Here is a 19663-nt window from a genome sequence, read left to right as displayed (position 1 = left end):
TTGCCGCTGGCGTTCCGCCAGTCAGCGGGGCTCCATTTCCCTAGGTCACGTCCCCGCCTAGGGCAGTGATTTCAGGCTGGTGTCCGGGCGAGCACTCCGTGATGCGGAACGCCCATCGTGCCGTGAGAATATAAGCCGGTTTTATCGTACGAGGAAGCGCTTTAAGGTTATATCAACTTGCCGAATTGAGGCCATTTGTTTATATTCGATCCGTCCCCGCCAAACCGGCCAAGGCCCCAACTGTCCGGTGACAAAAAGCCAACGGCAGATCCAAGGATCTGCCGTTGGCTTTTCTGCGCGAGAATCACCCCACCGTTCGCGCCAGCTCTCGCGCCGCAGTCTTCGGCGCCATCCCGCGCAGGTCTAGGGCGCCATCCACGCCCGCGCCGTTGTCCCCGCCCACTCGGGCGACCACGCCGCCCAGCGCCAGCACCTGCGCCGCTTCTGCCCCGTTCTCGACAGTCACGAACAGGTCCAGGGCGCCGGGACGCCCCTGCAGGCCTTGCAGGCATCGCGGCAGCAAATCGTCAAACCATTTTGCCCGGTTATACCCTTGTCGCTGCATCGCTGGGCGCTTTATGTCAGCATCAACATCGATCCAGACAGACGGGACCTCAGCGAGCTTGGAATAAGCGTTTTTGATCACATCAAGGTTGATCGGGTCGTTAGTGATGATTCCGCAAACAATCGTGGTCATGATTTTGTCCTTGGGTTTCGATTCAGGTAATGGTTTTGGGTTGCTGGCGCTGTGTCACGCCGTCTTCGCCAGCTTTTCCGCGAGTGCTTCGGCGTTGGGGTGGTAGTACCGCTTTAGCATCTGGAGCGACTTGTGTCCGGTTACGGCGGACAACTCCGCCAAGTTGGTCAGCTTCTCGGCAAGTCTGGTGGTCGCCGTGTGCCTTAGGTCGTGGAAGTGGAGCCCGTCGATTCCCGCGCGGTCGCACGCCATCTTGAACCGCAGGTGCAGGGCGGGCTCGGAGATCGGGAACACGCGCCCGTCAATGGAGCGCGGCATGTGCTTCAGGGTTTCCAGTGCGCGAGGTGACAGCGGCACGAGGCGCCTCGTGCCGTTCTTGGTGTCGGGCAGTAGGGCGGTGCGCTTGTCGAGGCAGACATGCTCCCATCTCAGCGCAAGCAGTTCGCCGCGCCGCATGGCCGTTTCCAGTGCAAGGATGATGATCGGCTGCAGCCAGGGACTGCGACGCCCTAAAGGGGCCGATGCGGTCAGCAGGCGGGCTTCTTCATCGTGCGATAGCACGCGCTCCCGCCCTTGGGGCTGTCGTGGCTTCCGGATCGCTTGAACGGCGTTCTCGACAGGAAAGCCCCATTCCCTGCGAGCATGATTCAGCACGGACGAGAGCAGGGCGAGATCCCGCAACACGGTGCCCGCCGAGACCGTCTTCGATCGCTCGTCGCGGAACTTCGCCACTGCTGCGGCACTGAGGTTCGCCAAGGCATACTTGCCGACTTTGTTCGCCCGTAGGGCGTTCAGGCGGATGGCTTCTTCCTTCGCCCCCTTCTTACAGGGCGTGACCTCTTCCGCGTACCGCAGCAGGATGTCTGCAAGCGTTGTTCGCTCGACTGAGGCGCGGTTCTGGTGCCTGCCCTTGTCCATCTCGACTTCGATGGACCGTGCCCATGTTTCCGCTTCCGCCTTCGTTGCGAAGGACTTGGTTTCTGGCGGGAAACCGTGCCGCGTTACACGACACTGCCAACGATCCCCACGCCGCCTAATTGATGCCATCGTAGCCCCCACTTGGACAAACGATGGACAGAACCGATAACCGAACCCTGCAGAACCTCAGGGACGCTTCCGAAGGGTCGAGCGCTACGCCAAGAAAGAGCCGGGCACCGCCTGCAAATTCAAGCGGTTACGCTCAGGCCTTCCAGTGCCCCGACTTGCCGCCTTTCTTCACGAGCAGGCGGATGCCCTCGATGCGCATGCCGCGATCGACCGCCTTGCACATGTCGTAAATGGTGAGCAGCCCGGTGCTGACCGCGGTGAGCGCCTCCATCTCGACCCCGGTGCGGCCGACCGTCTCCGCGGTGACGGTGCACTCGACCGCATGGGCGGCGGCGTCGAGCGCGAACTCGGCCGCGACCCGGGTGAGCGGGATCGGGTGGCACAGCGGGATCAACTCGCCGGTTCGCTTCGAGGCCTGGATCGCGGCGATGCGCGCGATGCCGATCACGTCGCCCTTCTTCGCATGTCCGCCGGCGATCATCTCGAAGGTCGCCGGCTGCATCAGGATGCGGCCGGTGGCGACCGCCACCCGGCGGGTCTCGGCCTTGGCGCCGACGTCGACCATGTGGGCCTGGCCGTCGGCGTCGAAGTGGGTCAGGCGGGAGGCGGTATCTTCGCTCATCTCGGAGGGGCGGGCGCGCCGCCAGGGGGCTGGGGAAAAAAGGAGAACGGGATTGCCACACACCGACACATGCGGCGGGGAACGCTTCGGTGCGGGCGGGTATCATAGCACCCGATGATGCGCCGACCGCTCGCCCTGCTGCTCAGCCTCGCGCTGGCCCTTCCCGTCCAGGCCCTGGACCTGCCCGACCTGGGGGACGTCGCGGCGTCCGAACTTTCGCCGGCGGCGGAGCGCCGCATCGGCGAGCAGATCATCCAGCAGATCCGCTGGCGCGACGCGGCCTATCTCGACGATCCGGAGGTCGAGGAATACGTCAATCGGCTCGGACACCGGCTGGTGGCGGCGAGCGAGGATCCGCTGCGCGAGTTCGACTTCTTCGTCGTGCGCGACTCCACCCTCAACGCGTTCGCCCTGCCGGGCGGCTACATCGGGGTGCACAGCGGGCTCATCCTCGCGGCGCGCAGCGAGTCGGAGCTCGCCTCGGTGCTCGGCCACGAGATCGCCCACGTCACCCAGCGCCACATCGCCCAGTTGTTCGGCAAGCAGAGTCAGACCTCGATGGTGATGCTGGCTTCGTTGCTGGTCGCGGTGCTGGCCGCGCGCAGCAATTCGCAGGTGAGCCAGGCGGCGATCGCCGCCGGCCAGGCCGGGGCGATCCAGTCCCAGCTCGGCTACACGCGCGGCTTCGAGCGCGAGGCCGACCGCGTCGGCCTGCAAACCCTCGAGCAGGCCGGCTTCGATGTGCGCGGCATGCCCGGCTTCTTCGAGCGCCTGCAGCGCGACAGCCGGCTTTACGAGAACAACGCGCCGGCCTACCTGCGCACCCACCCGTTGACCACCGAGCGCATCGCCGACATGGAGAATCGGGCTTCCTCGATGCCCTACCGTCAGGTGCTCGATTCACCGGAATTCGGCTACGTGCGCGCCAAGTTGCGTGCGCAGGCAGGGGCCGCCGCCGATGCCGTCAGGCAGATGCAGGAAGGCGTCGAGCGCCATCCCGACGACGCGGCGGCGCGCTATGGCCTCGGGCGCGCCCTGCTGCGGGCGGCGCGCTTCGACGAGGCGGCCGCGGTGGTGGACGAACTGCGCGCCGACGTTGCGTCCTCGCCCTGGGTCGATACGCTCGCCGCCGAGATCCGGCTGGCGCGCAAGGACGGCGTCGGCGCGCTGGCGCTGCTCGAGGCCGCGCGTCAGCGCCATCGGGGATATCGCAGCCTGGAGTACGCGCTCGCCGAGGCGCAGATCCAAGCCGGCAAGCCCGCCGCGGCGGTGGTCGGGATGCGCAAGGCGTTGACGCAGCGCGGCGGTGACGCCCGGCTGTGGTTGCTGCTGTCGCGCGCCAATGCCGAGCTCGGCCGGCGCACCGCCCAGCACCGCGCCCAGGCCGAAGTCTATGTGCTGCGCGGCAGCGTGCCGGCGGCGATCGAGCAGCTCGAGATCGCGCGCAAGGCCGGCGATGGCGACTTCTACGAGTTGTCAGCGGTCGACGCGCGGCTGCGCGAACTCAAGACCCGGCTGCGCGAGGACCGCGAGGCGGAACGGAACTGAGCGGACGCGCCTTCCGATGACGTGCCGCATCCTTTAAACTCGAACGCTTTGCCCACAAGCACAAGAAACGACAGAGGACTGGACGATGGAATTCGACAAGGAAGTTGACGCTCGCGGCCTGAATTGCCCGCTGCCCATCCTGCGCGCCAAGAAGGCGCTCGCCGAGCTGAAGGCGGGGCAGGTGGTGCGGGTGGTCGCGACCGATCCCGGCTCGGTGAAGGACTTCCAGGCGTTCGCCAAGCAGACCGGCAACGAGCTGCTCAGGCAGGGCGAGACCGAAGACAAGGCCTTCGAGTTCTTCCTGCGCCGCAAGTAGGCTTCGCCACCGTCCCCGCGCGGGCGGGGTCGACGAAGAACGGGCTGCCTGAAGGCAGCCCGTTTTGCATGGCACGGGCGGGATCAGCCGCCCAGCTTCGCCAGCTGCGGACGCAGCTTTTCCAGCGTGGCGCGGAAGCCGGCGAGCCGTTCCCGCTCCTGGCCGACGACCGCGGCGGGAGCGCGCTCGACGAAGCTCGCGTTGCCGAGCTTGCCCTCGGCCTTCGCCACCTCGCCCTCGAGGCGGGCGATCTCCTTCTTCACCCGCTCACGCTCGGCCTCGATGTCGATCTCGACCTTCAGCATCAGCCGGGTATCGCCCGCCACCGCCACCGGCGCGAGCTCGTCGGCACCGATCTCGGCGACGACCTGCACTTCGGACAGCTTGGCGAGACCGGCCAGGTAGGGCGCGTAGAGGCGGAGCGCCGCCTCGTCGCCGGCGGCTACCAGCGGCAGGCGCTGGGCAGGCGAGATGCCCATCTCGCCGCGCAGGTTGCGGCAGGCGTAGATCATCGCCTTGAGCTCGGCGACCCTCGCCTCGGCGGCCTCGTCGATGCGCTTGAGATCGGCCTGCGGGTAGCGTGCCTGCATCAGGCTGTCGGTGTCCTTGCGGCCGGCGAGCGGCGCCACCGTCTGCCACAGTTCCTCCGTGATGAAGGGGATCAGCGGGTGGGCCATACGCAGCACGGTCTCGAGCACGCGCAGCAGGGTGCGGCGGGTGGCGCGCTGCTGCGCCGGGGTGCCGGACTGGATCTGCACCTTGGCGAGCTCGAGGTACCAGTCGCAGTACTCGTCCCACACGAACTCATACACCGCACGCGCGACGAGGTCGAAGCGGTAGGCCTCGAACTGCGCGGCGACTTCGGCCTCGGTGCGCTGCAGTCGCGACACGATCCAGCGGTCGGCGAAGGAGAAGTCGAGCACCTCGGTGGCGCAGGCGACGTTGTCACCGATGCCGCAGTCCTGGCCTTCGCAGTTCATCAGCACGAAGCGGGTGGCGTTCCACAGCTTGTTGCAGAAGTTGCGATAGCCCTCGCAGCGCGCGAGGTCGAACTTGATGTCGCGGCCCGGGCTGGCGAGGCTGGCGAAGGTGAAGCGCAGCGCGTCGGTGCCGAAGGCGGGGATGCCCTCGGGGAATTCCTTGCGCGTCTTCTTCTCGATGCTCTGCGCCTGCTTCGGGTTCATCAGGCCGAAGGTGCGCTTCTTGACCAGCTCGTCGATGCCGATGCCGTCGATGAGGTCGATCGGGTCGAGCACGTTGCCCTTGGACTTGCTCATCTTCTGGCCCTCCGCGTCGCGGATCAGGCCGTGCACATAGACGTGCTTGAAGGGGATCTTGCCGGTGATGTGTTTGGTCATCATCACCATGCGCGCCACCCAGAAGAAGATGATGTCGAAGCCGGTGACGAGCACGGTCGAGGGCAGGTAGAGATCGAGCGCGTCGTTGCTCTTCTCCGGCCATTCGGCGGTCCAGTCGAGCGTGGAGAAGGGCCACAGCGCCGACGAGTACCAGGTGTCGAGCACGTCCTCCTCCCGGCGAAGCTCGCCGGCCTCGTGGCGCGCGTGCAGCACCGACAGGCGCTCGGCCAGATCCGGGTAGTGCTCGGCGGTCTGACCCTCGCGCTGGCGGCCCGCCACCTCGGCCTGCAGCCGGGCGATCTCGGTCTCGAGATCGGCCTTCCAGGCGGCGATCGCCTCTTCCTCGCAGCTGGCGACGTAGATCTTGCCTTCCTCGTCGTACCAGGCGGGGATGCGGTGGCCCCACCACAGCTGGCGCGAGATGCACCAGTCCTGGATGTTGTTGAGCCACTGGTTGTAGGTGTTGACCCAGTTCTCCGGGTAGAAGCGGATCTCGCCCGAGGCCACCACCTCGAGCGCCTTCTGCGTGATTGACTTGCCGTCCGCGCCCGGCTTGCTCATGGCGACGAACCATTGGTCGGTCAGCATCGGCTCGATGACGACCCCGGTGCGGTCGCCACGCGGCACCTGCATCTTGTGCGCCTTCACCTCCACCAGCAGCCCCTCGGCCTCGAGCTCGGCAACCACCTTGTCGCGTGCGGGGACGCGATCGAGGCCGGCGACGCTGGCCGGCATCGGCACGCCGTCGAGCGGCTGGCCGTCGGTCGTGTAGCGCTCGGCGACTGCGGGCACGCTGCCGTCGAGCCTGAGCACGACGATCATCTCGAGTCCGTGGCGCTGGCCGACGGCGTAGTCGTTGAAGTCGTGCGCCGGCGTGACCTTGACGCAGCCGGTGCCGAACTCGCGATCGACGTAGTCGTCGGCGATGATCGGGATGTGGCGGCCGGTGAGCGGCAGGGCGACGGTCTTGCCGATCAGCCCCGCATAGCGCTCGTCCTCGGGATGGACCATCACCGCGACGTCGCCGAGCAGGGTCTCGGGGCGGGTGGTGGCCACGGTCAGGCCGCGCAGCTCGCCGAACGGGCCCTCAGAGAAGGGGTAGAGAATGTGGTAGAGCTTGCCGTCCTCTTCCTCGGACACCACTTCCAGGTCGGACACCGCGGTGCCGAGCTTCGGGTCCCAGTTCACCAGGCGCTTGCCGCGGTAGATCAGGCCCTCATTGTAGAGGCGCACGAAGGTCTCGGTGACCGTCTTCGACAGGCCCTCGTCCATCGTGAAGCGCTCGCGCTTCCAGTCGGGACTGGTGCCGAGGCGGCGCATCTGCCGGGTGATGGTGCCGCCGGAGTATTCCTTCCACTCCCACACCTTCTCGAGGAACTTCTCACGACCGAGCTCGTGTCGGCTCACGCCCTGGGCATCGAGCTGGCGTTCGACGACGATCTGGGTGGCGATGCCGGCATGGTCGGTGCCCGGCTGCCACAGCGTGTTGTCGCCGCGCATGCGGTGGTAGCGCGTGAGCGCATCCATGAGCGTCTGGTTGAAGCCGTGACCCATGTGCAGCGTGCCGGTGACGTTGGGCGGCGGCAGCAGGATGCAGAAGGCGTTGTCGTTCGAGGTGTCGAGGCCGGCGTCGAAATAGCCGCGGGATTCCCACTCGGGGTACCAGCGGCGCTCGATGTCCGCCGGTTCGAAGCTTTTGGCCAGTTCCATGGTTTGAGCGCGTGTCGGGGCAAAGGCGTCGATTATAGCGGATGCGCTCCGCCGCCTCGTTCCGCACGCGTGCGGGCGCGGCGAAGGCCGCGACGAGGCCGGTTCATGGCGTTCGCCGCGCCTACGCTTGCCCCGGTCGCGCGGGGTCGAGCCGGTGCAGGACGCGTTCGGCGATCGCGGGCGCAAGCCCGCGGCGCAACTCGTCGAGCGTCTCGGCGCGCAGGCGCTCGACGAGCAGGTCGATCTGACGATCGACGATGAGCGGCAGCTGGTCGACCAGCCAGTCCTCCACCGCGGCGGCGATCTCGCGCTCGAGCGCGGCGCGCAGGGCGGGGGACAAGGCGGAGGGCAGGGCCGGCGGCAGTTCGGGGGTTGCGGGCGGCGGCTCGGCGGCGGCGGCCGGTTCGAGCGCCGCCAGTCCGGGTCGAGCCCGAGCTTCGACGACCTCGGTGAGAATCGGCAGGTCGTCGTCGCCGCCGGAGGCCACCGCCTTGCCGCCGAAAGGCGGCGCCGGCGTGTCCGCCGGCTCGTCATCGCGATGTCGATTCAGCAGCGCGTCGGCCTGGTCGAGCAGGGCATCGGCACGCTCGATGTCATCGTCGTGGGGTGGGCGGTTCATAGGGCGACCCTGCGCTCGGCGTCGAAGGCCTGCAGGGCGAGGCCGCGCTTCTTGTAGTGGGTCCAGCGCGTGCGCGCCGGCAGCTTTTCCGCCTCGCTCTGGCCGACGATCTCGATCACCATGCGGAAGCGCTCGAAACCGGGTGGCAGGTCGTCGGCGAGATTGAACAGCAGGTCGGTGTGCGGCCAGGCCTCACCGCCGGCGACCGCGAGCACCACCGGCGTTTCCGCGGCGAGCGGCGAGTCGGCGGCGACGTGGGGGATGAAGGCGGTGGGATCCGCGGTCCACAGCTGGCGATCGAGGCGGCGCGCGCTGTCGGCGTCGGGCAGGCGCAGTGCGACCTTGCGCCCGCTGGCGTAGGCGCGGCCGACCATCTCGCAGGCGAGCACGAGGCGGTCGGGCGTGTTGTGGTAGAACTGCACCCGCGTGGCGGCGGTCATCTCAGACGACGCCGGCCTCTGCGCGGCCGATCAGGAACTCGGCCAGCAGCGGCACCGGCCGGCCGGTCGCGCCCTTGGCGTCGCCCGACACCCAGGCGGTACCGGCGATGTCGAGGTGCGCCCACTTGTAGGCCTTGGTGAAGCGGGAGAGGAAGCAGGCCGCGGTGATGGTGCCGGCGAAGCGGCCGCCGATGTTGCCCATGTCGGCGAAGTTGCTCTTGAGCAGCTCCTGGTACTCCTCCCACAGCGGCAGCTGCCAGACGCGGTCGCCCGAGTCGGTGCCGCGGCGGGTCAGCTCGGCGGCGAGCTCGTCATCGTTGGCGAGCAGGCCGCTCGGGATCTTGCCGAGCGCGACCACGCAGGCGCCGGTCAGGGTCGCGATGTCGATCACGCAGGCGGGCTTGAAACGCTCGGCGTAGCTGAGGGCGTCGCACAGGATCAGGCGGCCCTCGGCGTCGGTGTTGAGCACCTCGATCGTCTGGCCGGACATCGAGGTGACGACGTCGCCCGGTTTGGTGGCGCCGCCACCCGGCATGTTCTCGGTGGCGGGGACGATGCCTACCAGGTTGATCGGCAGCCCCATCTCGGCGACGGCCTTGAAGGTGCCGAGCACGCTCGCCGCGCCGCACATGTCGTACTTCATCTCGTCCATCTCGGCTGCCGGCTTGAGCGAGATGCCGCCGGTGTCGAAGGTGACGCCCTTGCCCACCAGCGCCACCGGCTTCGTCTTGCCCTTGCCACCCTTGTACTGCAGGACGATGAAGCGGGGCGGCTGATGCGAGCCGCGCGCCACCGACAGCAGGGCGCCCATCCCGAGCTTCTCCATGTCGTCGCGATCGAGCACCTCGACCTCGAACTTGTACTGCTTGCCGAGCGCGCGTGCGGTGTCGCCGAGCTGGGTCGGAGTGCACACGTTCGCAGGCGCGTTGCCGAGGTCCTTCGCCAGCGCCATGCCGGCGGCGATCGCGCTGCCGCGGCGGACCGCGGTCTCCTCGCGCACGCCCGGCTTGTCGGCGAGCAGCAGGCTGAGCTTCTTCGCGCCGCGGTCCTTCTTCGCCTCCTTGTCGGACTTCATCGCATCGAAGCGGTAGGCGCCGTCGGCGAGGATGCGCGCAGCCTGCTGCAGCCGCCACTCGTGTGTGCGTCCGGCGACCTCGACGTCGGCGAGCGTGACCGCCGCCTCCCTCGCGGGGCCGGCGGCGATCGCCTTCGCGGCGGCGGCGAGCGCGTCGCGGAATGCCTTGTCGCCGAACTCCTCGCGCTTGCCGAGGCTGACCAGCAGCAGGCGCTCGGCCGCGATGCCCTGCGGGTCGGCGATGAGCAGGGTGGAACCCGCCTTGGCCTCGAGGTCACCGCGCTTGAGCAGGTGGGCGAGGCGACCGCCGCTGGCCGCGTCGAGGGCGTCGCTCGCAGCCGGCAGCGGGCCGTCGGCGAAGGCGCCGGCAACGAGGAGACCGGTCTTGAACTTCTCCGGATGGGCGGCCTTTATGGTAAATTCCATCGACTTGTTCCTTGAAAGACGGGGCATGCAAAGTGCCGCCGATTATGGCCCGTCCGCAAGGAAACCGTCAAAACGCCTTCCCATTTCCACGTCCATTCCCCCCGACGCCTCTATCGCGCGATGATCTTCCGCCGCGCCCTACAGCGTGAATTCGCCCAGACCGCCGTCGGCGTCTTCGTGGCCCTGTTCGCGATCCTGATCACCACCGTGCTGATCCGTCTGCTCGGCCAAGCGGCCGGTGGCAGCGTGCCTGCGGACGCGGTGCTCACCCTGATCGGCTTCGGCGCGCTGTCGAACCTGCCCGTGGTGCTGACCCTGACCCTGTTCATGGCGATCCTGATGTCGCTGTCGCGCAGCTATCGGGACTCCGAGATGGTGGTCTGGTTCGCGTCCGGCGTGCCGCTGACCGCGTGGATCCGGCCGGTGCTGTGGTTTGCGCTGCCGGTGGTGCTGGTGATCGGCGCCGCCACGCTCTACCTGAGCCCGTGGGCGCAGTACAAGAGCGCCGAATACCGCGAGCGCCTCGAGATGCGCGACGACACCCAGCGGGTGGCGCCCGGCGTGTTCCGCGAGTCGTCCGGCGCCCAGCGGGTGTTTTTCGTCGAGATCGGCGCCGGTGCCGACGGCCGGGTCCGCAACGTTTTCGTCAGCGACGAGACGAAGGGCAAGCTGAGCCTGATCGTCGCCGCCGAGGGCCTGCTGAAGACGGACGAGGAGGGGCGCCGCCTGGTGGTGCTCGAGAGCGGCAGGCGCTACGACGGCCAGCCAGGCACACCGGAGTTTCGCATCATGGAGTTCGAACGCTACACGGTGGCGATCGACCAGCAGCGCGCCGTGTCGCCGCCGACCCGGATCCGCGGCATGAGTACCGCGGCCTTGCTGGCAGCGCCCACCGAGCGCCACCTCGGCGAGCTCGCCGCCCGCATCGGGGCCCCGGTCACGGCGCTGCTGCTCGCACTGCTGGCGATCCCCTTTTCCTTCGTGAACCCGCGCGCCGGCCGTTCGAACAGCCTGCTGGTGGCGGTGCTGACCTATCTGATCTACAGCAACGCGATGTCGGTGTGCCAGGCCTGGATCGCGCAGGGCCGGATCGGCTTCACGGTAGGCGTGGTGCTCCCCCATCTCGCGGTGCTGGTGGTGCTGGCGCTGATGTTCTACAAGCGCCTGGCGGTGTCGCCGTTCTGGCGGGCGAGGGCGTGATGCCGGTCCTGTTCCGTTACCTTGCGCGCGAGATCTACGGTGCCACCGCGCTGGTGCTGGTGGCCTTCCTCGGCCTGTTCATGTTCTTCGACTTCATCAACGAGCTCGAGGACGTCGGCAAGGGCGGCTACGGGGTCGCGCAGGCGGCGGTCTATGTGCTGCTGATCCTGCCGGGCCGGGTCTACGAGCTGCTGCCGGTGGCGGTGCTGATCGGCTCGCTCTACGGTCTGACCTCGCTTGCCCGCCATTCCGAGATCACCGTGATGCGCGCCTCGGGCCTGTCGACCGCGCGGATGCTGCGCATGCTCGGGCTGATCGGCTCGGTCTTCGTCGTGCTGACCTTCGTGATGGGCGAGTACGTCGCACCGCCGGCCGAGAGTGCCGCCCAGCAGTGGAAGCTGACCGCGACCCAGTCGGCGGTCTCCCAGCAGCTGCGTTCCGGCCTGTGGGTGAAGGAGGGCGACCAGGTCATCAACGTCCGCACGATGCATCCGGACCGCACCCTGGAGCGGGCCCGTGTGTACACCTTCGACGAGAACTACGCCCTGGTGTCGCTCGCCGAAGCGAAGCGCGGCGTATACGACGCCGACGGGCGCTGGCGCCTCCTCGAGGTGTCGCGTACCAACTTCCTCGGCGAGCGCACGGAGGTCGAGCGGCTCGATGAGATCGAATGGCGCTCGGAGCTCACGCCCGAGGTGTTGAGCGTGCTGATGGTCGTGCCCGAGCGGATGTCGGTCGGCAACCTGTGGGCGTACAGCGAGCATTTGCGCGAGAATAAGCAGAACGCCGATCGCTACGAGATCGCGCTGTGGAAGAAGCTTAGCTATCCGTTCGCCGCGCTGGTGATGCTTGCGCTCGCGCTGCCCTTCTCCTTCACCCACGACCGCATGGGCGGCGTCAGCGTGAAGGTGTTCGTCGGCGTCATGCTCGGCGTCGGCTTCCATCTGCTCAACGGCCTGTTCTCCAGTCTCGGCGTGATCAACGCCTGGGCGCCGCCACTCGCGGCCTTGACCCCCAGCCTGATCTTCCTCGCCGCGGCGGCGGTGATGCTCCATCTCGTCGATCGCCGCTGAGCGGCGGGCCGGGCTGCGGGATCGCGGGGTCGAGCGGAAGGCGAAAAAAAACGGGCCGAAGCCCGTTTTTTGCCGTTCACGCGGAGCGCGACCGGGATCAGCCCTGCTGCTGTTGCTGGGCGGCACGCTTGGCGGCGGCAGCCTTGTAGTCCAGCTTTTCCTTGATCCGCGCCGACTTGCCCGAGCGCTGACGCAGGTAGTAGAGCTTGGCGCGACGGACGTCACCGCGGCGCTTAACCTCGATGCCGGCCACCAGCGGCGAATAGGTCTGGAACGTACGTTCCACGCCTTCGCCGGACGAGATCTTGCGGACGATGAAGGAGGAGTTCAGGCCGCGATTGCGCTTGGCGATCACCACGCCTTCGTACGCCTGCAGACGTTCGCGGTTACCTTCCTTGACCTTGACCTGGACGATCACGGTGTCGCCGGGGGCGAACGACGGGACGGCCTTGCCCTGGGTCAGGCGGGCGATTTCTTCCTGTTCGAGTTGCTGAATCAGGTTCATTGGATAGACTCCATCTAGTCGGCACTTGGCCTGGCAGCAGAGCAGGTCGCCACCTGATGCGTGCCGTTTATATAAGGGTCGTCAGTCGGCCTTGCCGCCGTCGACCCCGGCTTGTTCCCGCTTGAATTCCTCAAGCAGGCTCAATTCTGTCTTGCTCAGCTTACGGCCTGCGAGCAGGTCCGGCCGCCTGAGCCAGCTGTTGCCCAGCGCCTGCTTCAGGCGCCAGCGGCGGATCGCCGCATGGTTGCCCGAGAGCAGCACCTCGGGCACCCGTTCGCCCTCATACACCTCGGGGCGGGTGTAGTGCGGGCAGTCCAGCAGACCGTCGAAGAAGGAATCCTCCTGCGCCGATCCGGCGGTATTCAATGCGCCCGGCAGTTGCCGAACGATCGCGTCGAGCAGCACCATCGCCGGCAGCTCGCCGCCGGAGAGGACGAAATCGCCAAGCGAGAGCTCCTCGTCGATCTCGCGGTCGAGCAGGCGCTGGTCGACACCTTCGTAGCGTCCGCACAACAGCACCAGGCCCGGCTCGTGCGCCAGTTCCAGCACCCTCGCATGGTCGAGGCGGCGACCCTGCGGCGACAGGTAGATCACGCTGCCGCTCACCCCGAGCGCGGCTTCCTGCGCCGCGCGCGCTTCGACGATCGACTGCCGCAGCGGTTCGGCCAGCATGACCATTCCGGGTCCGCCCCCGTAGGGACGGTCATCCACCGTGCGATGCGCGTCGGTCGCGAAGTCGCGCGGGTTATGGAAAGCGAGCTCGTAGAGCCCGCGTTCCAGTGCTCTTCGCGTGATGCCGCTGCCGCTGAGAGCTGCGAACATCTCGGGAAAGAGCGTGATCACGTCGTAACGGCGTCTGCCCGCGGGCAGTGCCAAGGCGTCGCCGGCTACCAATCCCTTTCCCACGCCACCCGGATCGTCCTCGCGGCGAGGTCCACCTCGAGCACGTAGGCGGCGACGAAGGGGATCAGCCGCTCGGTCTCGCCTTCCTGCACCTGCAGTACGTCGTGCGCGCCGGTCGAGATCAGGCCGCTGACGGTGCCGAGCGCTTCACCGCCCTCGTTCGTCACCGTGAGTCCGACCAGGTCGCCCCAGTAGTACTCGTCCTTTTCCGGTTCCGGCATCGCCTCGCGCGGCGCGCCGATGAACTGCCCCGAGATCGCCTCCGCAGCGTTGCGATCGGCAATCTCGTCGAAGCACGCCACCAGTCCCTTGCCGTGCGCGCGGCAGGTTTTCAGCGTGTATTGCTTCCATGTGCCCTCGGGCGCATCGTCCGCGGCGGCGAGCCACCAGTGCGGCATCTCGCGCCAGGACAGCGGATCATCCCCGAAGGGATGGATCTTGACCCAGCCCTGAACGCCGAAAGGGGCGACGATGCGCCCCAGTACGATCATTCCGGCGATCCCGTGCGGTGCCGCGTCGCTCAGGCGGCGGACTTGGCGGCCTGCTTCACCAGGCGGGCAACGGTCGGCGACAGCTGGGCGCCGTTCTGCTGCCAGTAGGCCAGGCGCTCGGTATTGACGACCAGGCTCTGGGCATTGCCGGAAGCCACCGGGTTGTAGAAACCTACGCGCTCAATGAAGCGACCGTCGCGACGGTTGCGGGAATCGGCCGCAACGATGTTGTAGAACGGGCGCTTCTTGGCGCCACCACGGGCAAGGCGAATGACGACCATATCGTAGTCCTGATGTGTGGATGCGAAAAGCGCGCAATTATAAAGCCTTTCGCTGTTCCGGACAAGGCGGACTCAGCTTTTCGGACGTGCGGCGGCATCGGTGCCGGCAGTACGGGTCGTGGCCGATGACCCCCCCTGCGCACTCGCGATCAGGTCCTGCAGCGTCAGTGACAGCCCGCCAAGGTGATGATCTAGTTCGCTCGCGACCGCGGCACTCGGGCCCTGCGCGGTGGCGGCGAGCCAGCGCGAGGGATCGAGCGCGAAGCGCTCGATGACGGTGCTGATGCGCAACTCGGCCGGGGTGCGGGTCAGTACCCAGTCGCCGTCCTCGGTGCGCGTCGCCCAGCCGCTGCGGTGCAGGTCGTCGAGCAGCGCCTCGGTCGCATGCTCGCGCCAGCCCACGCTTTCGCACAGGGTCCCGAAACTCACCGGAGTGCCGCGCAGCTGGCTTGCGCCGAGCGTGGCGAGCATGGTCACCGCCGCCCACGCGCGATCGCCGGCAAAGGGCGGGGTGAGCCGCTGGCGCTCGAGGAAGGCAGGCAGGGTGGCGGAAATCAGCGCCCCGACGAGGATCACCATCCACGACAGATAGAGCCAGATGAGGAAGATCGGCAGCACCGCGAAGGCGCCGTAGATCAGGGTGTAGCTGGGCACGCGCGCGATGAACATGCCGAACGCGCGCTGCATCAGGACGAAGGCGACGGCCGCCGCCAGGCCGCCGGCGATCGCATGCGCAGGCCGCACCGGGTGGTTGGGGACGGCGAAGTAGAGGAAGCTGAACAGGGCCCCGAGCAGCAGGGGTGGCAGCAGGCGCGCGGTGAGCTCGCCGACCCAGGGGAGGTTGCCGCTGATACTGGCGGAGGTCGCGACCAGATAGCCGGTGGCGAATGCGCTGGCGCCGAACGCGATCGGGCCCAGGGTGAGCACGAACCACGACACGGTGATCCGCTGAAGCATCGGCCGCGGCTGGCGTACGCCCCAGATCTGGTTGAACACCTTCTCGATCGTGCTCAGCAGCAGCAGGGCGGTGATCGCGACGATGGCGAGGCCGATCGTGGTCAGGCGACCGGCCTGCTCGGAAAACTGCAGCGCGTGCGAGGCGATGATCTGGCCGGCGCGTTCGGGAAGGAGGTTGTCGAGCAGGAAACGCTCGAGCGCGGCACCGAGCGCCTCGACACCCGGCAACCGGCTGAACGCGATGACGGTCACCGTGACCAGCGGCACCACCGCGAGCAGGGTGGTGAAGGCGAGGCCGGCGGCCACCTGGGGGCAGCGGGTGGTGCCGAAGCGGTCCGCGAACAGCTCGGCGAAATCGTGCAGGGCTTGCAGCTTCGGGCGCATCGGGGCGGGCGGGGGCTGGCCCGCCGGCAGGTATAATCCCGGCATTCTATCGACTCCGACCCTTCATGCAGGAAATCCTCGTTCTCTACTACAGCCACCGCGGTTCGGTGCGCGCGCTCGCCGAGCAGATCGCCCTCGGCATCCACCAGGTTCCCGGTGCCGCGGCACGGGTCCGGACGGTGCCGAAGGTGTCGGCCGTGTGCGAGGCGACGGAGGACGAGATTCCCGCCGACGGCCCGCCCTACGCGGAGCTGAGCGACCTCGAGGAGTGCGCGGGGCTGGCGCTCGGCAGCCCGACCCGCTTCGGCAACATGGCAGCACCGATGAAGTACTTCCTCGATGGACTTGCCGGCGCCTGGGTCAACGCCAGCCTGGCCGGCAAGCCGGCCTGCGTGTTCACCTCCACCGCCAGCCTGCACGGCGGCCAGGAGACGACCCTGACCTCGATGATGCTGCCCTTGCTGCACCACGGCATGCTGCTGATGGGGCTGCCGTACTCGGAGCCCGAACTCAACGCCACCCGCAGCGGCGGCACGCCTTACGGCGTGACCCACGTGGCGGGTGCGGATGGCTCGCCCGTGCTGAGCGTGGAAGAGGGGGCGCTCGCCCGCGCCCAGGGCCGGCGCCTGGCGCAGGTGGCGCTGCGGCTGGGAGCCGCACGATGAGCACGCGCGGGTGGTTGCTTGCGGCGAGCGCGAGCCTGCTCGCCCTGATCGTGCTGTGCGTGGCGTGGGAGGCCTGGCTGGCGCCGCTGCGCCCCGGGGGCTCGTGGATGATCCTGAAGGTGGTGCCGCTGCTCGCCGCGGTGTTCGGGATCCTGCGCGGCAAGCGCTATACGTACCAATGGACCTCGATGCTGTCGCTGCTCTACCTGACCGAGGGCGTGCTGCGGGCGGGCGACGGCGGCCTCGCGGGCGCGCTGGCGATCGCCGAGTTCGTGCTCGCCGTGCTGCTGTTCGTGACGACGACGATGTACGCGCGCAATTCCGCGCCCTCGCGCCAGCGCCAGGCCTGAGCGGCCCGGCGCCGGCGTCCTGACTCAGACCTGCGGGTTGAGTCGGGTGGCGGTGCTCTGCAGCTTGTTGAGCGCGTTGAGGTAGGCCTTCGCCGAGGCGACGATGATGTCGGTGTCGGCGCCCTGGCCGTCCATCACGCGACCATCGCGAGACAGGCGCACCGTCACTTCACCCTGGGCGTCGGTGCCGGTAGTGATCGCGTTCACCGAGAACAGCAGCAGCTCGCTGCCGCTGTCGACGATGGCTTCGATGGCCTTGAATGCGGCGTCGACCGGGCCCGAGCCCTCGGCGCAAGTGCTCTCCTCGCGGCCGCCGATCGTCAACGTGATCTCCGCCTGCGGGGTTTCGCCGGTTTCCGAGTGGAAGCGGGTGGCGACGAGGCGGAAATGCTCGGCCTCGGGCGTCACCGACTCGTCGCGCATCAGCGCGTTCAGGTCCTCGTCGAAGATCTCGTGCTTCTTGTCGGCGAGCTCCTTGAAGCGGGCGAAGGCGACGTTGAGGTGCTCCTCGCTGCCGATCTCGATGCCGAGGTCCTGCAGGCGCGCGCGGAAGGCGTTGCGTCCCGAGTGCTTGCCGAGCACGAGCTTGTTCGCGCCCCAGCCGACGTCTTCGGCGCGCATGATCTCGTAGGTCTCGCGATGCTTGAGCACGCCGTCCTGGTGAATGCCGGACTCGTGCGCGAAGGCGTTGGCGCCGACGATCGCCTTGTTCGGCTGCACCGTGTAGCCGGTGACCTGCGAGACCAGCTTGGAGGCGGGCACGATCTGGGTGGTATCGATCCGGGTCTCGACCGGGAAGACGTCGCCGCGAGTGTGCACCGCCATGACGATCTCCTCGAGCGAGGCGTTGCCCGCGCGCTCGCCGAGGCCGTTGATCGTGCATTCGACCTGGCGCGCGCCCGACATCACCGCAGCGAGCGAATTCGCCACCGCGAGGCCGAGGTCGTTGTGGCAATGCACCGACCATACGACCTTGTCGGAGTTCGGCACCCGTTCGATCAGCTGGCGGAGGGTTGCCGCGTACTGCTCCGGCACGTTGTAGCCCACCGTGTCGGGCACGTTGAGGGTGGTGGCCCCGGCCTTGATCACCTCCTCGAAGATGCGGCAGAGGAAATCGAGCTCGGAACGGCCAGCGTCCTCGGCGGAGAACTCGACGTCGTCGGTGTATTCGCGCGCCCAGTGCACCGCCTTCACCGCCTGCTCGACGACCTGCTCGGGGCTCATGCGCAGCTTCTTCTCCATGTGGATCGGGCTGGTCGCGATGAAGGTGTGGATGCGACTGCGCGCGGCGGGGCGGATCGCCTCGCCGGAACGCCGGATGTCGACCTCGTTCGCGCGCGCGAGCGAGCATACGGTCGACTCCTTGATCGCCTCGGCGACGCTGCGCACCGCCTCGAAGTCGCCGTTGGAGGCGGCGGCGAAGCCCGCCTCGATGACGTCGACCCGCATGCGCTCGAGCTGGCGCGCGATGCGCACCTTCTCGTCGCGGGTCATCGAGGCGCCCGGGCTCTGTTCGCCGTCGCGCAGGGTGGTATCGAAGATGATCAGCTGATCTTTCATGGTCGGCTCCTGGAAGTCGGATGCGGCGGGTTCTGGGGTACTGGGTTTCAGGAGGCTGGGCGGTCGTCGTCCGGTTCGCCGGGCACCTGCGCCGCTTCCTGCGACGCGGCCTCCTGGCGACGCTTGCGGCGACGGAGGAGCCGCCATACGTAGATCACGTAGCCCGATGCGGCATAGACGAGGAAGAGGGCGAACAGCACTCCCGGCGGATAGCTCGACACCAGGGCGAAGGCGAGCACCAGCGCGATCAGTACGATGAAGGGCACGCTCTTGCGCAGGTTGATGTCCTTGCCGCTCCAGAACAGCACGTTGCTCACCATCGAGATGCCCGCGAAGACCGTCAGCACGCAGGCGTACCAGCGCATGTCGTGGCCGGCGACGCCGTTGTCGAGCATGACCCACACCAGACCGGCGATCAGGGCCGCGGCGGCCGGACTCGGCAGACCCTGGAAGAAGCGCTTGTCGACCACCTCGATGTTGGTGTTGAAGCGCGCCAGTCGCAGCGCGGCGCCGGCGCAATAGATGAAGGCGGCGACCCAGCCCAGCTTGCCGAGGTCCTTCAGCGCCCACTCGTACATCACCAGCGCGGGGGCGACGCCGAACGACACCATGTCGGAGAGCGAATCGTATTCGGCGCCGAACTCGCTCTGCGAGTCGGTCAGGCGCGCGACGCGGCCGTCGAGGCCGTCGAGCACCATGGCGACGAAGATCGCCATCGCGGACGCCTCGAAGTTGAGGTTCATCGCCTGTACGATCGCGTAGAAGCCTGCGAACAGCGCGGCGGTGGTGAACAGGTTTGGCAGGATGTAGATGCCGCGACGACGCTTTTCGGGCGCCATCCCGGTCGGGAAATCGGGCTGGTCCACTGTGGCTCCATCAGGCGGGAAGGATTCTGATTCTAGCGCATGCCCGCGATTGCCCGCGTGCGGGGGGTGGTGCGTGCTGCTGCATGCGCAAAAAAAGCCGGGGCCGCGATTGCGGCTCCCGGCTTTCGAGGCCTTGGGTCGAGGATCAGTTCTTCGACCGGTCGACCAGGGCCTTGTCCTTGATCCAGGGCATCATGTCGCGCAGGGTGGCGCCGACCTTCTCGATCTGGTGGTCGGCGTTCAGGCGGCGGTAGGCGGTCATGCTCGGGTAGTTGGTCTTGCCCTCGAGGATGAACATCTTGGCGTATTCGCCCGACTGGATGCGCTTGAGCGCGTTGCGCATCGCAGCGCGCGACTGCTCGTTGATGACCTCGGGGCCGGTGACGTACTCGCCGTACTCCGCGTTGTTGGAGATGGAGTAGTTCATGTTGGCGATGCCGCCCTCGTACATCAGGTCGACGATCAGCTTGAGCTCGTGCAGGCACTCGAAGTAGGCCATCTCGGGCGCGTAGCCGGCCTCGACCAGGGTCTCGAAGCCCATCTTCACGAGTTCGACGGCGCCGCCGCACA

Annotated in this window: 20 protein-coding genes and 1 pseudogene; 6 read left to right on the top strand and 15 right to left on the bottom strand. The window is 67.7% G+C overall.

Features of this window, described 5'->3' with window-relative positions:
• Positions 1 to 304: 304 nt before the first annotated feature.
• The 3 genes from BB334_RS00790 to moaC form a co-directional block, all read right to left on the bottom strand.
• Complete coding sequence (locus BB334_RS00790; protein WP_068803371.1) at positions 305 to 697, bottom strand: hypothetical protein; 393 nt, start codon at positions 695 to 697, stop codon at positions 305 to 307.
• Between the two features lie 54 nt (positions 698 to 751).
• The gene (locus BB334_RS00785) at positions 752 to 1615 is read right to left on the bottom strand and encodes a tyrosine-type recombinase/integrase (protein ID WP_232756618.1); all 864 of its coding nucleotides are present in this window, start codon (positions 1613 to 1615) and stop codon (positions 752 to 754) included.
• 262 nt (positions 1616 to 1877) lie between these two features.
• Positions 1878 to 2366 carry a cyclic pyranopterin monophosphate synthase MoaC gene (gene moaC / locus BB334_RS00780; protein ID WP_068803367.1) on the bottom strand — a complete coding sequence of 163 codons (489 nt, stop codon included), beginning with the start codon at positions 2364 to 2366 and terminating at the stop codon, positions 1878 to 1880.
• 114 nt (positions 2367 to 2480) lie between these two features.
• On the opposite strand from moaC, the gene BB334_RS00775 reads away from it, so the two are divergent.
• The gene (locus tag BB334_RS00775; RefSeq protein WP_068803365.1) at positions 2481 to 3914 is read left to right on the top strand and encodes a M48 family metalloprotease; all 1434 of its coding nucleotides are present in this window, start codon (positions 2481 to 2483) and stop codon (positions 3912 to 3914) included.
• Positions 3915 to 3999: 85 nt separating this feature from the next.
• Positions 4000 to 4230: a sulfurtransferase TusA family protein gene (locus BB334_RS00770; protein WP_068803364.1), complete on the top strand. Its 231-nt coding sequence runs from the start codon at positions 4000 to 4002 to the stop codon at positions 4228 to 4230.
• A gap of 83 nt (positions 4231 to 4313) precedes the next feature.
• Here BB334_RS00770 and BB334_RS00765 read toward each other — a convergent pair whose 3' ends face one another.
• The 4 genes from BB334_RS00765 to BB334_RS00750 all read right to left on the bottom strand — a co-directional run bounded on the left by BB334_RS00765 (position 4314) and on the right by BB334_RS00750 (position 9858).
• Positions 4314 to 7298 carry a valine--tRNA ligase gene (locus tag BB334_RS00765; protein ID WP_068803361.1) on the bottom strand — a complete coding sequence of 995 codons (2985 nt, stop codon included), beginning with the start codon at positions 7296 to 7298 and terminating at the stop codon, positions 4314 to 4316.
• Between the two features lie 121 nt (positions 7299 to 7419).
• Positions 7420 to 7917, bottom strand: coding sequence for a hypothetical protein (locus BB334_RS00760; RefSeq protein WP_068803359.1), 498 nt, complete (start codon positions 7915 to 7917; stop codon positions 7420 to 7422).
• Positions 7914 to 8357, bottom strand: a complete 444-nt coding sequence (locus BB334_RS00755) for a DNA polymerase III subunit chi (protein WP_068803357.1) — start codon at positions 8355 to 8357, stop codon at positions 7914 to 7916. The genes BB334_RS00760 and BB334_RS00755 overlap by 4 nt, the downstream gene beginning before the upstream one ends.
• 1 nt (position 8358) lies before the next feature.
• Complete coding sequence (locus BB334_RS00750) at positions 8359 to 9858, bottom strand: leucyl aminopeptidase (protein WP_068803355.1); 1500 nt, start codon at positions 9856 to 9858, stop codon at positions 8359 to 8361.
• 120 nt (positions 9859 to 9978) lie between these two features.
• Here BB334_RS00750 and lptF point away from each other — a divergent pair, with 120 nt between their 5' ends.
• Complete coding sequence (lptF, locus tag BB334_RS00745) at positions 9979 to 11058, top strand: LPS export ABC transporter permease LptF (protein ID WP_068803352.1); 1080 nt, start codon at positions 9979 to 9981, stop codon at positions 11056 to 11058.
• Entirely contained in the window at positions 11055 to 12131 is a 1077-nt protein-coding gene (gene lptG, locus BB334_RS00740; protein WP_088179134.1) for an LPS export ABC transporter permease LptG, read from the top strand. The genes lptF and lptG overlap by 4 nt, the downstream gene beginning before the upstream one ends.
• A 97-nt stretch (positions 12132 to 12228) precedes the next feature.
• On the opposite strand, the gene rplS is transcribed toward lptG, so the two are convergent.
• The 5 genes from rplS to BB334_RS00715 form a co-directional block, all read right to left on the bottom strand.
• Positions 12229 to 12636 (bottom strand): 50S ribosomal protein L19, encoded by a 408-nt coding sequence (rplS, locus tag BB334_RS00735; protein ID WP_068803348.1) that lies wholly within the window; start codon positions 12634 to 12636, stop codon positions 12229 to 12231.
• 81 nt (positions 12637 to 12717) lie between these two features.
• Entirely contained in the window at positions 12718 to 13479 is a 762-nt protein-coding gene (gene trmD / locus BB334_RS00730) for a tRNA (guanosine(37)-N1)-methyltransferase TrmD (protein WP_083200256.1), read from the bottom strand.
• A gap of 44 nt (positions 13480 to 13523) precedes the next feature.
• Entirely contained in the window at positions 13524 to 14030 is a 507-nt protein-coding gene (gene rimM / locus BB334_RS00725; RefSeq protein ID WP_068803346.1) for a ribosome maturation factor RimM, read from the bottom strand.
• A gap of 29 nt (positions 14031 to 14059) precedes the next feature.
• Positions 14060 to 14311, bottom strand: coding sequence for a 30S ribosomal protein S16 (gene rpsP, locus BB334_RS00720; protein WP_068803344.1), 252 nt, complete (start codon positions 14309 to 14311; stop codon positions 14060 to 14062).
• Positions 14312 to 14383: 72 nt separating this feature from the next.
• Complete coding sequence (locus BB334_RS00715) at positions 14384 to 15697, bottom strand: YihY family inner membrane protein (protein ID WP_232756616.1); 1314 nt, start codon at positions 15695 to 15697, stop codon at positions 14384 to 14386.
• Between the two features lie 20 nt (positions 15698 to 15717).
• On the opposite strand from BB334_RS00715, the gene wrbA reads away from it, so the two are divergent.
• Positions 15718 to 16317: an NAD(P)H:quinone oxidoreductase gene (gene wrbA, locus BB334_RS00710; protein ID WP_068803340.1), complete on the top strand. Its 600-nt coding sequence runs from the start codon at positions 15718 to 15720 to the stop codon at positions 16315 to 16317.
• Positions 16314 to 16667 (top strand): DUF2069 domain-containing protein, encoded by a 354-nt coding sequence (locus tag BB334_RS00705; protein ID WP_068803338.1) that lies wholly within the window; start codon positions 16314 to 16316, stop codon positions 16665 to 16667. The genes wrbA and BB334_RS00705 overlap by 4 nt, the downstream gene beginning before the upstream one ends.
• A gap of 24 nt (positions 16668 to 16691) precedes the next feature.
• Here the strand turns inward: BB334_RS00705 and BB334_RS00700 are convergent, their stop codons facing one another.
• The 3 genes and pseudogenes from BB334_RS00700 to BB334_RS00690 form a co-directional block, all read right to left on the bottom strand.
• Positions 16692 to 18227 carry a 2-isopropylmalate synthase gene (locus tag BB334_RS00700; RefSeq protein ID WP_068803336.1) on the bottom strand — a complete coding sequence of 512 codons (1536 nt, stop codon included), beginning with the start codon at positions 18225 to 18227 and terminating at the stop codon, positions 16692 to 16694.
• Between the two features lie 47 nt (positions 18228 to 18274).
• On the bottom strand, positions 18275 to 19066 hold the full coding sequence (gene pssA / locus BB334_RS00695; RefSeq protein WP_068803334.1) for a CDP-diacylglycerol--serine O-phosphatidyltransferase: 792 nt from the start codon (positions 19064 to 19066) through the stop codon (positions 18275 to 18277).
• Positions 19067 to 19238: 172 nt separating this feature from the next.
• A pseudogene (locus tag BB334_RS00690) lies at positions 19239 to 19663 on the bottom strand (ketol-acid reductoisomerase); the annotation flags it as partial.

Origin of the sequence: Thauera phenolivorans (assembly GCF_001696715.1) — a bacterium.
In the GTDB taxonomy this organism is placed as follows: domain Bacteria; phylum Pseudomonadota; class Gammaproteobacteria; order Burkholderiales; family Rhodocyclaceae; genus Thauera; species Thauera phenolivorans.
This window is presented reverse-complemented; position numbering and strand designations above follow the sequence as displayed.